The organism is Sphingobacterium suaedae, assembly GCF_042684625.1.
In the GTDB taxonomy this organism is placed as follows: domain Bacteria; phylum Bacteroidota; class Bacteroidia; order Sphingobacteriales; family Sphingobacteriaceae; genus Sphingobacterium; species Sphingobacterium suaedae.
In genome coordinates this window covers 465,893-478,899 of record NZ_JBHULR010000001.1, presented here as the reverse complement: position 1 = coordinate 478,899, position 13,007 = coordinate 465,893, and the positions used below count along the sequence as shown (strand labels likewise).

Genomic DNA, 13,007 nt, shown 5'->3' with positions numbered 1-13,007 from the left:
AACGTTGTACAACAAGATTATCATGCAGCACTTCACCGTCAAATCCGTATTGAACAAAACCAAACAGCGGGATCCGTGGTTTCTGGACGATTATACCCTAAACCCCTACAGCGGTTGCTCGTTCAATTGTCTGTACTGTTACATCCGTGGAAGTAAATACGGGATCAATATGGCGGAAAAAGTTCAGGCAAAGAGCCATGCCATTGCCTTGTTGGACAAACAGCTGACCCTCCGTGCACGCAAAAAGCAATACGGAATTATCGTTCTTTCTTCGGCGACAGACCCGTACAGTTATCCCGAGGAAACACAGCTTTTGACGCGAAGTCTGCTGGAGGTTATCCTAAAGCATCGTTTTCCGGTGCATATGATCAGCAAGTCCAACCTAATCTGCCGCGATTTCGATCTCCTTCAACGCATCGACGAGGTGAGCATTCTGCCCGACGATTTACGCGACCGCGTGTCGCACCGAGCGTTTGTTACGTTCTCGTTTGCAACGACCGACGATGCACTGGCACATATCTTCGAACCGGGCGCCCCTACTCCATCGGTACGATTAGAAGCGCTGCGCTCCGCTTCGGAGAAAGGCCTGCATACCGGTGTGAGCCTTATGCCCTTGCTGCCCTACATCACCGATACGGCAGAGCACCTCGAGCACATGTTCGATACCTTCAAACAGGCAGGTGCGCAGTACATATTCCCCGCCACGCTACACGTGCAGGGCACCCAAGCGAGCGACAACAAAACACTCGTTTTGCGAGCCATCGACAAGCACTTTCCTCACCTACGGGCAACATACGACCGGCTCTTCCAACATAATCACCAGCTTCCCTTTTATTACCGGGATGCCTTTCGTCAGAAAACCGAAGCCTTAAGCAGGAGCTATGGGCTCCAGAATACGCTCTTCACGGTCGAACAGCAGGACGCTGCGTGCTAAGGAATTCAGGGAATACCCTAAATTTCAATATCTCCTTGCACGCCATTATCCTCCCGCTTCCCCGTGATCAGCGCCTTCAAGCTCTTGAACGCCGCGACTGGAGCACTGCTTTTATTATCCCAGTAGTGACCATCGAGCACCTCTACCCGAATCAGTACGATCTGAGGATCTTCCGGTCCATCGAACCAAACGTCCAGCTCTGGTCGCCACAACTCCTTCGCTTTTTCGGGATTATCCTGAGGTTCAGCTATCCCATATATATTCAGAAATCCATGTCCGCTTTCCCGTTGCACCAATACATGTACAAATGGATTTTCCAGCACCTCATCATCCTTACGCGTATACTCCGCGGTCATAAACCAGAAATACCCCGAATCATCCACCTGTAAAATATTCATCGGGCGTACCGACATCGGCACCCCTGTTCGTATGTCGGTACAAAAGAAGCAGGTCTTCGCATCCGCTGTAATTTCCCTTATCTTCGCCAACGCCTCCTCTCCCGAAAGATTTTGATTGTTGATTTCTTCCATGATGTTCGTTTGATGGTTATACCACCTAAGAACACGAGGAAAAAGAAAAGGTTCAACCGGTGGTATACCTATTGAACCTTTTTATGCGGGCGACGATTACCCGTTTGGTGTCCTATTGCTTTAAACGACCTTCGCCAATTCTTTTTCTTTTTGTGCAGGTTTCGTTTTCAGGATACCAAAAGGTTTTCCTTCTTTCTGCACACGTACAAAAGCGAATGCACAGACGACCGCTAAGGCCATAAACAACGCATCTATAAAAAAGATGTCAAATGCTCCCGTTTTCCACGTTGTCCACATCCATAAGCCTGAGCCTACGCCATTTGCCACGGGCACGAGCATACATAGAACCACCGACAAAATCAAGACCTGTTTGTTCATCCATACCAGGTTTCTCAGGGCCATGAGGTAAACACCCACAAGAAGCCAACTGTAGAAATACGTTGTATAGATAACCGATTGGTTGACGTCCGGCAACATCTTCAGCATGATAAAGGTGAATGCCGTGACCGGCAACATACTGAGACAACCCGCCAAGAAGAAGTTTGCTGCCCAAAAGTTAAATTTGCGCTTGTAGGCCGGTATATGCTGCTTATCCCGGGCGACCAGCCATATCATAATACCAGAAATGATGACCAGACAGCCCATCAAACCCAATACGAAAAATACAATTTGCAGGGGTTTTCCACCAAAATCACCAAAGTGTAGGTGGTAAATAAGGCTCTTTACGCCGTCAATATAATTTCTGTCGGTCGTCGGCGATTTCAATTCCAGGATTTTTCCGGTTCCGATCTCTTCGATGGCGAAGCCCGAACCAGCAAAAGCCACGGCAGGATCCGGCTTGGCTTCAATGCCCACCTGCATGCTTTTGTCCTGAAAATTGCGTACGTAAATCCGCGTAATCTTGCTTCCCTTCCATCGTTCTTGCCATTTTGCTACAAAACCGTTCATATCGAACTTGCCCTGAAGCGGCGTATACGTATACTCGACGTGCATGCTTTTGTTATACTGCAGCTCTTCATACACTTTCTGATCGTTCCCATCATACAGCAATTTACTGAAAGGCGATATGAGGATGAAATTGACGATCAAGATCACACCCGTGACTGCAAATACCAACTGGAACGGAAACCCAATCACTCCCAGGGCCGTATGCATATCCGTCCAAACCGTTTTCCATTTGCTCCACGGACGGAATACGAAAAAGTTGGTTTTAATTTTATCCCAGTGTAAGAACAAACCGGTGATCAGTGCAAATAAAAACAAGAATGCGACCACGCCCGCCAACAAGTAACCAAATGGCGTTCCGATGTGAATAGGTATTTGGTTTAACTGCGCTAAGAAATGGAGACGGTACAAGAACTCGCCCATATCGTAGCCCTCGGCGTAGCTTGTCGGTGTCTTATCCGCAAAATAATATAGAAAATACGCCGAATCTTCGTCTGCACTGCGTCGGCCCCGCCCCCTTTTTTCTGTTTTTGGCTTCGGCTTGCTGATTGTTGTATCCTGCGAGCCCGTTAGGTTCACATATGACCCTTGGCCTTGCCGTAACAAATAAAAGTCCAGGTTACGTCCCAGCAGGTTGTAATTCTTGGAAAGGGAATCCAACAAATAGTTATAATCGGCCTGTACCTCCCCATTTGTCACCGATTTGCCTTTCTGCCAGGCGCTAATATTATCTTTGAAGAAAGAAAACGAGCCCGCGAAAAAGATCACGAACAACAACGCCGCAATAATGATCCCACTAATCGTGTGCGTATGAAAATAGATATTGTACTTTCGCTGATCCATATTAAAATTGGGTGGTTAAAAGGTAAGGAACTAAAAACAGCGCAGACAACAGCAAATACGTGAACCACACCCGCCACACACTTTTAGCCACGAACGCCCAAAGCAACAAAAAGGCCCACAAGATATAGCCCGTGATGAACGCTGTCGCAACGACTTCATTTTTGGGCAAAAACGATGTTAAAGCGACGTGAAAGCTCAACATCACCGCGTACCCTCCTACCGTTCCCGCCAAGATTTTCGAGAGGCGGAGCCACGGGGATTTCGTTAAATATTTTTTATTTGCAGGCATAACTTAGAAAATCAATTCGAGACATAAACAGACGGCATATAGGATCAGCATCTCACGCAACCCGAAATAACGGAACGGGAAAAAGAGCACAGACAGACTTCCGGCCAGCATCAACAAGACGATAGCCGTAAATAAACCACTTCCGATGCCCAAAAGGAGCACACAGCCAACGGTGGCCACGACAAATAAGGCCGTCGCCATATAGCGGCTTTGATTGGGGTGTTTGTGCCAGGAGGCCACTATTGCCGGACGATTTGCCCACGCGATGCGTTTAGATGTGTTCATCCAACACAAGAAACTCCCGAAATATAAAAGACAGATGGTACTAAACATAAATTTTCACTGCTAACGCCTGTTTCATCTAAAACGGCGCGGGAACCACCTACCGGCGATCCCCGCCTATACCGCATACCTACAGCGGCCCATACACGTTGTAACTATGATCCGCCGTCGTTCCCTATTATTAGTTGACCTTAAAACTCGTTGTTAGACCTTGCCATGCCGATGTGTATTCTTTCCCATGCCAAGAACCACCCACTTTTTCCACGTGGCTATATTCTGCGACATAGTTGCCGGGCCACAATGCTTCTACCTGAATCTGTCCCTGCGCGTCGGTCTTATAGGTTTTAGACCATCCAGCCGAGGTCATGACCAGTACATCCTGATCTTTTACAGGCTGTCCGTCTTTCGTTAAAACCAATGTTACCTGGCCGCCGGCACGGTGTTTCTTCACAGGCGCCATCAGTTGGTAAGGCAGCTTTCCAGCCGCTAGTTCAGATGCCCCCCCTACCTGTACGGCAATCTGCGATGTAAATTCATACCGCATCTGCCCACCGAGATCTTTAGCAGGGTGTGTCGTATAGAGGAGGTAGTTTCCATCAGCTTCCGGTGTGAATGTGCTCTCGAAATAATCCCCTTTATCTTCCAACGTCAATTTTACGGCAGATTGATCCGGTTTCAATACATACACCTCTATACTGCGCAGGTCTGAGTACCAGTCTGCCGTTTTTTCCATTTCGCCGGTAGCATATTCGCCGTAGTAAACCCGGACCTGCTGTGCTTTACCTTTTGTGCCAAAAGCATCACTTTCTAACCAGATGGCATGCGCTTGAGCCGCGTGTTGACCGCCTAATAACGCGATCATACATAAGAAGAAGTAGTACGTTGATTTCATGTGCAATAAAATATCGATTCTATAAATTTGTTTCTATTTTCACCCTTCGTCCAGCCTGCCACCGTCCCGTTTATAGACGTATGGCGTCGGATCAGTTCATTATTTAGAATTAGTATAATTAAACTATCGCAAAAGTAACAGGAAAAAGCAGTCATAACTTTAGCATTTGGTATTAATACTTTAGAATTTAGGAAAAAAAGGAGCGCTATGGGGCGTATGGATCATGGTTATCGACGCGCGGAACCAGCATGGGTCAAAAACAAAGAGACACCCTGGGTAAGGTGTCTCTTGCATGTTTTGGCCATCCGACTAGTCTACGCGCACGTCTTGAGCTGGTTTATTTTTATCGGGATCTTTAGGTAAGACCACGGTAAGGATGCCGTCTTCAAAGCTGGCATGAACAGCGTCTTTCTTCACATGGTCTTGCACCTGAAACGAGCGTTCGAATGCTTCCGCTGCAAATTCTTGATATACGAACGTATCCTCTTTAACGTCTTCTGGCAGTGTATAAGAGACCGTGAGCAAGTCCTGATCAATTGTTACATGAAAATTTTCTTTTTTTCGGCCGGCGGCGTACACTTTAAGTTCAAAAAATGATGCATGCTCTATAATGTTCACCGGCACTTCGTTGCGGTATCTAGGATGTCCGCCCTTTGCAAATCGGGCTCCTCCATCAAAAAAATGCTGTTGAAATTTTTCAAATTTCTCGCGGAACCGATTGCCGCAAAATCCGTTGTGCATGTCGTATGGTCTGGAATATTGATTGTGCTTAAACATCGTATTTTTTATTTAATTGTGTTCTAGAATTAGTGAATAGGGATAATGGAAAGGTTGCTGTTCACAGATTTGACAGGAACAGGTACGACCGGGTTGATGGCTGACCGTCTATACACAGCTTGGTGTACGAAAGGATTTGCTCCCTCCTGCAGGTGCTGCGCCTTACGGCGGCGTATGCGGGCCGCAGCCCAGGTGCCAATAGCAGCCGCGAAGGTAAACAGCAGCAGGAGTTTAAAGAGGACACCTATTATCCACGTAGCCAAGCCCACTATAAGTGTCCATCCTATCAGTCGGGGCAGTATAAATCGCATTTTATTTTTCATCTTTCTTTTTTTTAAATTCGTATGTTAAAGGCCTTTGTAGTAGTAGACGGGATCTGACGAAAAATACTCTACACTCTTTAACAAAAGATGAATCCCATGTACTTGAACAAAAAAAAGGAAGAACCGAGATTCTTCCTTTTTTGTTGCTGTATATTACCGGCAGTCGTGCGTTAACGGCACCGATCTTCAAATCGGCGTCGCCACTCGGCTTTGAGCCGTTCTTTGTCTTCTGTTGTAAAACACCCTTCCTTAGGAAATCGACGCCGGAAGCGGCCGCGTGGTTTACCGAAGCCTCCCCCGAAGAGAATCTTACTGAGGATAAATAAACCGAAGGCTTGCCAATACGTGATGGCTTTGAAGCCAAAAATTTCAGGAATCAACAAATTCCAAAGGTAGTGCAGCAATGCTACCAACAGCAATATGCCGATGATCACGGCAAAAAAAACAACGATAAATTTGCCTTTCCTCTTTCTTCGTGTGGTCCAATCCATTTTTCGCTCCTTTCCTATTTTAAGTCCTCGTATAAACTGCGCAGGCGTACCCGAAGGTGTTTGACCGCATACCCTTTGCGGCTGATGATTGTTTTTAGTTTCTCGTTGTCCATATCCGCAATTTCCTGCAGGGTATGATCCTCCAATTCGTTGAGAATAAATACCCGGCGTTGTTTTTCGGGAAGTTCGTCCAATGCTTTCATGAGCTCATCCCAAAAAATATCTTTAAACAACTTCAGTTCCGGATTATTTGTATCGTCGGCTACTAACAGTTGCCGGATGGGCAACACCTCGTCATCGCTTTCGCTATACAAATCGCCGAACGGCTCATCTCGCTTTTTACGATAGCTATCCGTGATCTTGTTCCGTGTCACGGAATAGAGCCATGCACCTACATTTTCGAGCTCATCGATATTGGTTAAACGGCTGAACTGATACCATACATCCTGCATGATATCTTCTGCATCTTCCGTCTTCTTTACACGTCCCTTAATAAAACGCAGGAGCTGGCTGCTGTATGTCTTAACAAGATCCGTGAAGGACGTAGCATTTTTGTCAGTCATTTCATTACGATATTCAATCACCATACCGAGAAAGACGATGATCCGTTTATTTTACTTTAAATTAGTAAAAAAACCTGACAAGGGCGTGTTTGCGTCAATTTAGCCTTTTGGCATTACCCTATACGTCGGGTCTTCTTCCATGTTGACCTCAACTACACCTTTAGCATTGTCTAACAGCGACCGACAGTCGGTGCTCAGGTGCCGCAGCACCACCCGCTTATTGATCCGGGCATACCGCTCCGTAATTTTCTGCAGGGCGTCGATGGCCGACATATCCACAACACGGCTCTCCTTAAAGTCGATCACGACGTCGTGTGGATCATCTTCTATATCAAACTTTTCCAGAAATGCCGTCGTCGACCCAAAGAATAGGGGACCATAGATCTCGTAGTGTTTCTTACCGTTCTCGTCCACGAACTTCCGGGCGCGGATGCGCTTCGCATTGTCCCAAGCAAAAACTAAAGCCGAAATCACCACGCCAACTAATACCGCCAACGCTAAATTGTGGAGGATCACGGTGATGGCAGCCACCGTTATGCCAACGATGATATCCGACTTCGGAAACTTCCGGATAATACGCAGGCTGACCCACTGGAATGTTCCGATAGCCACCATCATCATGACGCCGACGAGTGCGGCCATGGGAATCTGTTCGATAAACGGCGCCCCCACTAAAATCACCAACAAAATAGCGAAGGCACCTATAATAGCCGACAGCCGTGTGCGCGCGCCTGCATTCAGGTTGACCAATGTCTGCGCGACCATCGCGCACCCGCCCATGCCTCCAAAAAATCCATTGACGACATTCGCAGTACCTTGTGCCAAGGCCTCCCGATTTGCGTTTCCTTTGCTGTTGGTGATTTCATCCACCATATTCAGGGTGAGCAAAGACTCAATCAGTCCAACTCCGGCCATTACGAGGGCATAGGGAAAAATGATCGTGCACGTTTCCCAGGTCAGCGGCACCGTCGGTATATGGAAAGTAGGCAATGATCCGCTAACGGAGGCGATATCGATCACCTTTTTGGTATCCATGCCAAATGCCACGACTAATCCAAAGACGATCAATATCGCGACCAAAGACGCCGGAATGGCTTTCGTTAACCGCGGAAAGAGCAGTACAATTGCGACGGTGAGCGCCGTAAGTCCGAGCATCGTATACAGTGCCGGCCCGCTCATCCACCCGTCGGCAGCCTTAAACTGCTGCACCTGTGCCATAAATATGATAATCGCCAATCCGTTCAAAAACCCATACATAACCGGTTGGGGGATCAGGCGCACAAATTTTCCCAGCTTAAAAGCGCCGACCAACAGCTGCAAGACACCGCCCAAGATGACCGCAGCAAAGAGGTACTGCACACCATGTGTCGCCGCCAATGCGATCAGGACGACCACCGTGGCTCCCGCTCCACCCGATACCATACCGGGTCTTCCTCCGAGCACAGCTGTTACGAGGCCCATGAGAAAAGCGGCATACAATCCCGTCAATGGAGACAATCCAGCCAATATCGCAAAGGATAGCGATTCGGGAATCATCGTCATGGCTACGGTGAGTCCGGCCAGTATTTCATTTTTTATATTAAACGGTGGTAGTTGCCAAGTGGATGCGTTTTTCATATCTATACGTTACTAGGAATCTGTCGGCGCCAAAGGTACTTATTTTCGCGCTAAAATACAGCTTGTGTTGGTCGGCGTTATGTGCGCTTCGATCAGTTGATCAACTACGTTTTTCAGCATAGCGTACCTGTTTCCGGAGCCACAGGGCATCTACGTAACGTCTACTCCAATGTGTCCATCTGCCATTGACATGTGTTTAATTTTATTGGGATTGGATCTATGCCTTTTTGCGCCGTGAACAATAAGATATGGACATATGCATATGGAATCTTTTCGTTGTTAACATGATGCGGCTGGTTAAATATTCGTACATTATTGTCGTGTAATTTGTTATTTTTATGCAAGCAATAGGCACCGAAATGAACCACGTCGTATGGAAATGCAGAGGGAAGATATACCGTATATCGAAAAAGATCTAGAGGCAGAAGCGAATATAGCACAGCATATCGCGTATTATCGTATCGCGGGATCCAGTGAAATAGAAAATTTTCGTTCTCCGGACGCATATGTCTTTATTTTCTTTGAGCGCAATAGTGGATGGCATGCCATTGACTTTGTAAAATATGAAGAGAAAGACCTTCAGGTGCATATATCCTTCCCCGGACAAATTCATTCGTGGAGCAGTGGAGCGCGGGCCCGGGGGCACAAATTGATTATCAGCAAATATTTTGTGGACAAATATTTGTTCGAAGTTGATTTCTTAAAACTCCAATTAAACGAACATGCGGTACTTGATATCACACGGGAACATTTTGATGAATTAGAAAGTGATCTAAAACGTATTGCCGCTGAACTTTCGAATAAAAACATCAAGTGGGATATAGTTAGTCTACGGGCGGGGTTAATTATACGGCTGATCGATTATTTAATTAAAGATAAGGTCCTTTTGGAGGCTCAGCTTGGACCGGTTAAGCCCGTTATTCAACAATTTAACCAGCTGTTGGACGAGCATTTTCATACCGAAAAAAAAGTGAGTTTTTATGCGGATAAACTGGCCATAACACCGAACTATTTAAATATCCTGTGCAAAGACGTCTATAGTGAAACAGCGAAACAATTGATCAATAAATGGGTCGTTCTGGAGGCGAAACGGCTGTTATGTGGCTCGCCCCTTTCCGTAAAAGAGATCAGTTACACGCTGGAGTTTTCGTCGGTAGCTGCTTTTTCCGACTATGTGAAAGAACATACGGGGTATAGCCCGAAGCAATGGAGAGAAAATTCGTTGGTTCTTGCAGATGCCTAGTACCTGCTCGCTTGCTATTCCGGTCCTTCGCCGGTTCGTATTGTTAGCGGCATACTATATCGGTTCATGTGACGAAGAACCTACTGGTGGTGTAATCCACAAATTCAGCGACAGGCAGGAATAGCCGTTTGGCACCGGCGCCGCCTATATGCTGCGCCAGACGCTCTTCTAGCCGGTGCATTGAAGAAATCTTTAAATACCATGTGAAAACGGATAGATTGATCGTTGCCTTCGCTTCGTATGCAGCTTTGAGCACGGGATCTGCGATCGCTGTGCGGGCATACATGGAAGCATCCACAAATTTGTTCTGCACCTCCACTTGCTTATCGGACGGTGCTTTTGCGTCTTTACGCCGGGGACGGCGGGCAATCACGGTTTGATCTCCCCGCTGCCGAAATACAAGTATTCTGCCGGTGATACCACGGGCACCCTGCATGACGATATTTTCTCTTGATTTTGCCATTTTTCTGCTTTTTTTTAAAGGTTATAAACTATGTTTTCTGTCGGTCAGCGGTCGCCCTTTATGCTGCATGGACAGATCAAAATTGCGTCGTGGCATAAAAAAAAACAAGGGTGCGGTGGTTGCGCGAAAGGATTCGAACGAATTCGGTGATTTTCGAAAAAATACGGAGGATGCTACGGTGCGATTGTAACGGATGGCGTGGTCTTTGTGCCGCGTTTTTTTGATGCGTAGGGACAGCGGGCTGGTCCGGAACGTCGAGGGAGCGGGAGGTAGACGTCGTGTGGTTAACAGCTGGTTTTCCCGAAAAAAAGACTATTTTTCTTGTGTCAGTCTTGTGCTTTTCTTGTGTTTTTCTTGTTCTTAGACAGGGTTTAGACAGTGCTTAGACAGTGTTGTTCTTGTGTTGAAGTTGTTTCCTCCTTGTGTTGCGCTTGTGTTCTGCGCTTTTTGCTATTTTCGGGATTTTTGGGTCACGTTTTTAAAGGGCGGATATCTTTTTATTCCGCCCCGCTATGCTGCCCGGTTTATGTATTAGTAATTCAGTCGCAGCCCAATTCCCCATCCCATATCGCTGTCATAATGCGTTCTGATTCCGACGTTTTTGTTGAGGATGTAACTCAAGTCTGCCATATATTCCAAATCGGTGTTGGCCATAAAACCGCCCCTAAGCCTTTTTGAGATCGGGATATCCTCCCGCATAAGTGATAAACGTACTATACCATCGTGATAGACTTCTGCTTGAAAATTAATCAATAGCGGTAATGTATACATGAAGCCTAAACTTACAGCTCTACGGCTATCTTTCTTGTTGGTTTGCCCAAAGATATTCGTTTCATGTTCATCTTCTCCCATTTTACGGTATCGCCAATCAAATCCCACAAACGGCATGAACCATTGCATTTTACCAATATATCTTCCCAGATGGGTTTCCACTTCGTAACCATGCATGCTATTATAACCTAAACGCCATTCTGTTCCTAATTGATAGCGCGCATTCATGAGCATAGCTTCTCCATCGTTACCATTGGTCGCGAAATCATTCTGAATCATAAAATGCGGCATATTGCTTTCTTTTTGCAATTCTTTATATGCCCCAGCTTTATCTGGCAGATAAGGATTGTTGTAATCCCCCACCTCAAATACGCGGTTCATGCCCGCCATCATGTGATAAAGAATGTGGCAGTGAAAGAACCAATCCCCTTCCTCATTTGCTAAAAATTCTATCGTATCTGTTTCCATCGGCATGATATCCAGTACATTTTTGAGCGGTGATTTTTCACCCTGTCCATTGATAACCCTGAAGTCAAAACCATGAAGGTGCATAGGGTGTCTCATCATCGAATTGTTAAAGATCGTGATACGTAAAATTTCCCCCTTATTAACCGGAATTTTATCGGTTTCCGATAGGATACGATTGTCCATACTCCAGACGTACCGGTTCATGTTCCCGGTTAGCGTAAATTTCAGTTCCTTTACGGGTGCATTTTTAGGCAGCGAGGTGTTGTGAGGAGATGCTAACATCGCGTAGTTTAGGGTTTTGATATCGGCCAACGCGTTAGCATTATACTTATTGGTGTTGTCGTCCATTGCCATCTCACCGTGTTGACTATGATCCACACCTTTGCCCCTCTCTCCTGTAATTTCCGGATACATGACTACGTTCATGTCCATTTGGTTCAGGCTCATTTTCATCCCCATATCGTCAAGATCGCCATTCATTTTCATCATATCGTTCATCATCTTCATCCCCTCGAAATACTTCAGTCGGGGAAGCGGAGAAATAAGCTGCTTGACCCCGTTACCGATAAAGTAACTTGCCGATTGTGTTCTGTCCTCTGTTGTCGCTAAAAACTCATAGGCCAGGCCATCCTCGGGAATGGTCACTACAATATCATACGTTTCAGAAACTGCAATAATCAATCTATCCACCTCTACAGGCACGACGTCATTTCCATCATTGGCCACTACGGTTATTTTCCCTCCGGCATATCGTAACCAGAAATAAGAAGAAGCACCGCCATTGGACACACGTAACCTAACTTTGTCGCCTGCTTTTAGCCTTTTGCCATCGATTGTTTTCAGGTCAGAGGAATGGCTGCCATTCATCAGTATCTTATCATAATAAACATCGCTGACATCCATAGCCAACATCCGTTTCCACTCATTGGTTACCTTCACGCCAAACTTTCCCTCTTTAATAGCTTCGGCATACGATTGTGTAGCACCTTTCTTAATGGCGGCCCAATCATTGGCATTGTGTAACATACGGTTGATGTTATCCGGATTAAGGTTTGTCCACTCACTTAATACGATGGGGACTGTCGGTAGATCATCAATACCTTTTCTAAAGGCTTTATCATCCTCTTTTTTGTTCATAATAAAACTTCCGTACATTCCGATCTGTTCCTGCAACCCGGAGTGGGAATGATACCAGTGTGTACCATGCTGAATAATCGGAAAGCGGTAGGTATAGGTCGTACCCGGTGCAATTGGTTTCTGAGTGAGCCAGGGCACGCCGTCTTCTTTATTGGGTAGGAACACGCCATGCCAGTGTAATGATGTACTTTCGTCTAATTGATTGTGTACCACAATCTCGGCGGTGTCGCCCTCGGTAAACGTAAGCGTTGGCATAGGGATTTGCCCATTTACAGCAATCGCCCGTTTTTGCTTGCCGGCATAGTTCACAAGCGTATCTTTTACGTACAACTCGTAATGAACTACTTTCTGTGCAAGCACCGTTTGGGTGCAAAGCAGTATGACCACTGTTTGCAGTATTCTTTTGGGTATTTTTTTATAGCTATTCATTATTAGAAAA

At 46.2% G+C, this 13,007-nt stretch carries 14 protein-coding genes; 2 read left to right on the top strand and 12 right to left on the bottom strand.

Features of this window, described 5'->3' with window-relative positions; translation table 11 throughout:
• Positions 1 to 22: 22 nt before the first annotated feature.
• Positions 23 to 934 (top strand): SPL family radical SAM protein, encoded by a 912-nt coding sequence (locus ACFSR5_RS02060; RefSeq protein WP_380900199.1) that lies wholly within the window; start codon positions 23 to 25, stop codon positions 932 to 934.
• Positions 935 to 951: 17 nt separating this feature from the next.
• On the opposite strand, the gene ACFSR5_RS02055 is transcribed toward ACFSR5_RS02060, so the two are convergent.
• The 10 genes from ACFSR5_RS02055 to ACFSR5_RS02010 form a co-directional block, all read right to left on the bottom strand.
• A complete protein-coding gene (locus tag ACFSR5_RS02055; protein ID WP_380900197.1) occupies positions 952 to 1,464 on the bottom strand; it encodes a pyridoxamine 5'-phosphate oxidase family protein in 513 nt (170 codons plus the stop codon).
• A 120-nt stretch (positions 1,465 to 1,584) separates the two neighbouring features.
• Positions 1,585 to 3,252 carry a PepSY-associated TM helix domain-containing protein gene (locus ACFSR5_RS02050; RefSeq protein WP_380900195.1) on the bottom strand — a complete coding sequence of 556 codons (1,668 nt, stop codon included), beginning with the start codon at positions 3,250 to 3,252 and terminating at the stop codon, positions 1,585 to 1,587.
• 1 nt (position 3,253) lies between these two features.
• The gene (locus ACFSR5_RS02045) at positions 3,254 to 3,541 is read right to left on the bottom strand and encodes a hypothetical protein (RefSeq protein WP_380900193.1); all 288 of its coding nucleotides are present in this window, start codon (positions 3,539 to 3,541) and stop codon (positions 3,254 to 3,256) included.
• Between the two features lie 3 nt (positions 3,542 to 3,544).
• On the bottom strand, positions 3,545 to 3,826 hold the full coding sequence (locus ACFSR5_RS02040; protein WP_380900191.1) for a hypothetical protein: 282 nt from the start codon (positions 3,824 to 3,826) through the stop codon (positions 3,545 to 3,547).
• Positions 3,827 to 4,004: 178 nt separating this feature from the next.
• Positions 4,005 to 4,715 (bottom strand): DUF4198 domain-containing protein, encoded by a 711-nt coding sequence (locus ACFSR5_RS02035; protein ID WP_380900189.1) that lies wholly within the window; start codon positions 4,713 to 4,715, stop codon positions 4,005 to 4,007.
• A 309-nt stretch (positions 4,716 to 5,024) separates the two neighbouring features.
• Entirely contained in the window at positions 5,025 to 5,492 is a 468-nt protein-coding gene (locus ACFSR5_RS02030; protein WP_380900187.1) for an Hsp20/alpha crystallin family protein, read from the bottom strand.
• A 29-nt stretch (positions 5,493 to 5,521) separates the two neighbouring features.
• Positions 5,522 to 5,815 carry a hypothetical protein gene (locus ACFSR5_RS02025; RefSeq protein ID WP_380900185.1) on the bottom strand — a complete coding sequence of 98 codons (294 nt, stop codon included), beginning with the start codon at positions 5,813 to 5,815 and terminating at the stop codon, positions 5,522 to 5,524.
• 170 nt (positions 5,816 to 5,985) lie between these two features.
• Positions 5,986 to 6,306, bottom strand: coding sequence for a hypothetical protein (locus tag ACFSR5_RS02020; protein WP_380900183.1), 321 nt, complete (start codon positions 6,304 to 6,306; stop codon positions 5,986 to 5,988).
• A gap of 14 nt (positions 6,307 to 6,320) precedes the next feature.
• Positions 6,321 to 6,869 (bottom strand): RNA polymerase sigma factor, encoded by a 549-nt coding sequence (locus ACFSR5_RS02015; RefSeq protein WP_380900181.1) that lies wholly within the window; start codon positions 6,867 to 6,869, stop codon positions 6,321 to 6,323.
• 99 nt (positions 6,870 to 6,968) lie between these two features.
• Positions 6,969 to 8,486, bottom strand: coding sequence for a SulP family inorganic anion transporter (locus ACFSR5_RS02010; protein ID WP_380900179.1), 1,518 nt, complete (start codon positions 8,484 to 8,486; stop codon positions 6,969 to 6,971).
• 373 nt (positions 8,487 to 8,859) lie between these two features.
• Here ACFSR5_RS02010 and ACFSR5_RS02005 point away from each other — a divergent pair, with 373 nt between their 5' ends.
• Entirely contained in the window at positions 8,860 to 9,729 is an 870-nt protein-coding gene (locus ACFSR5_RS02005) for a helix-turn-helix domain-containing protein (RefSeq protein ID WP_380900177.1), read from the top strand.
• A 64-nt stretch (positions 9,730 to 9,793) separates the two neighbouring features.
• On the opposite strand, the gene ACFSR5_RS02000 is transcribed toward ACFSR5_RS02005, so the two are convergent.
• Positions 9,794 to 10,192 (bottom strand): hypothetical protein, encoded by a 399-nt coding sequence (locus ACFSR5_RS02000; RefSeq protein ID WP_380900175.1) that lies wholly within the window; start codon positions 10,190 to 10,192, stop codon positions 9,794 to 9,796.
• A gap of 531 nt (positions 10,193 to 10,723) precedes the next feature.
• On the bottom strand, positions 10,724 to 12,997 hold the full coding sequence (locus ACFSR5_RS01995) for a multicopper oxidase family protein (protein WP_380900173.1): 2,274 nt from the start codon (positions 12,995 to 12,997) through the stop codon (positions 10,724 to 10,726).
• Positions 12,998 to 13,007: the final 10 nt, after the last annotated feature.

Bases quoted from the DNA above. Each gene is read 5' to 3' on its own strand.
- ACFSR5_RS02050 (WP_380900195.1), bottom strand. From the start codon at position 3,252: ATGGATCAGCGAAAGTACAATATCTATTTTCATACGCACACGATTAGT.
- ACFSR5_RS02035 (WP_380900189.1), bottom strand. From the start codon at position 4,715: ATGAAATCAACGTACTACTTCTTCTTATGTATGATCGCGTTATTAGGC.
- ACFSR5_RS02055 (WP_380900197.1), bottom strand. From the start codon at position 1,464: ATGGAAGAAATCAACAATCAAAATCTTTCGGGAGAGGAGGCGTTGGCG.
- ACFSR5_RS02045 (WP_380900193.1), bottom strand. From the start codon at position 3,541: ATGCCTGCAAATAAAAAATATTTAACGAAATCCCCGTGGCTCCGCCTC.
- ACFSR5_RS02010 (WP_380900179.1), bottom strand. From the start codon at position 8,486: ATGAAAAACGCATCCACTTGGCAACTACCACCGTTTAATATAAAAAAT.
- ACFSR5_RS02040 (WP_380900191.1), bottom strand. From the start codon at position 3,826: ATGAACACATCTAAACGCATCGCGTGGGCAAATCGTCCGGCAATAGTG.
- ACFSR5_RS02005 (WP_380900177.1), top strand. From the start codon at position 8,860: ATGGAAATGCAGAGGGAAGATATACCGTATATCGAAAAAGATCTAGAG.
- ACFSR5_RS02025 (WP_380900185.1), bottom strand. From the start codon at position 5,815: ATGAAAAATAAAATGCGATTTATACTGCCCCGACTGATAGGATGGACA.
- ACFSR5_RS02030 (WP_380900187.1), bottom strand. From the start codon at position 5,492: ATGTTTAAGCACAATCAATATTCCAGACCATACGACATGCACAACGGA.
- ACFSR5_RS02015 (WP_380900181.1), bottom strand. From the start codon at position 6,869: ATGACTGACAAAAATGCTACGTCCTTCACGGATCTTGTTAAGACATAC.
- ACFSR5_RS02020 (WP_380900183.1), bottom strand. From the start codon at position 6,306: ATGGATTGGACCACACGAAGAAAGAGGAAAGGCAAATTTATCGTTGTT.
- ACFSR5_RS01995 (WP_380900173.1), bottom strand. From the start codon at position 12,997: ATGAATAGCTATAAAAAAATACCCAAAAGAATACTGCAAACAGTGGTC.
- ACFSR5_RS02060 (WP_380900199.1), top strand. From the start codon at position 23: ATGCAGCACTTCACCGTCAAATCCGTATTGAACAAAACCAAACAGCGG.
- ACFSR5_RS02000 (WP_380900175.1), bottom strand. From the start codon at position 10,192: ATGGCAAAATCAAGAGAAAATATCGTCATGCAGGGTGCCCGTGGTATC.